This window comes from Rahnella perminowiae, from assembly GCF_019049695.1.
GTDB classification, from domain to species: Bacteria; Pseudomonadota; Gammaproteobacteria; order Enterobacterales; family Enterobacteriaceae; genus Rahnella; species Rahnella perminowiae.
Map to the genome: position 1 here is coordinate 1 of NZ_JAFMOT010000034.1, position 404 is coordinate 404.

At 44.3% G+C, this 404-nt stretch carries 1 protein-coding gene; it reads left to right on the top strand.

Translation table 11 applies throughout. From position 1 onward, the window contains the following. Nucleotides 1-166 precede the first annotated feature (166 nt). A partial coding sequence (locus J1781_RS00145) for a hypothetical protein (RefSeq protein ID WP_408004139.1) occupies nucleotides 167-404 on the top strand: 238 nt, incomplete at its 3' end.

Consider the following 404-nt stretch of genomic DNA (forward strand, 5'->3'; position numbering starts at 1 on the left):
ACTATATGGTGATGTACAAGAGGGCGGTTGGTTTTTTGAACTGATTCAAAATCAACAAGATATTTCAGCCATCAAAGATAAATTACTGTTTGGCAAAGCGTTTTGTGAAGAGTTGCTGGCGGGCTGATCTGACTGGTAGAAATCAAAAATAGTAAAAGGTTAACGTGTGACAACAACTATACAACATTTAGCACCACAAAAATCTCCCCTGACACAAGTCAAGACTACCTGTGCCTATTGCGGTGTTGGCTGTGGCGTGTTAGCGACGATTGATGAGAATACCCAACACGTCAGCATTGACGGTGATCCAAACCATCCTGCCAACTTTGGCAAATTATGCTCCAAAGGCAAAGCGTTGGGCGATACGCTCGATCGTGACCGCCGTTTGGCACATCCGATGATTC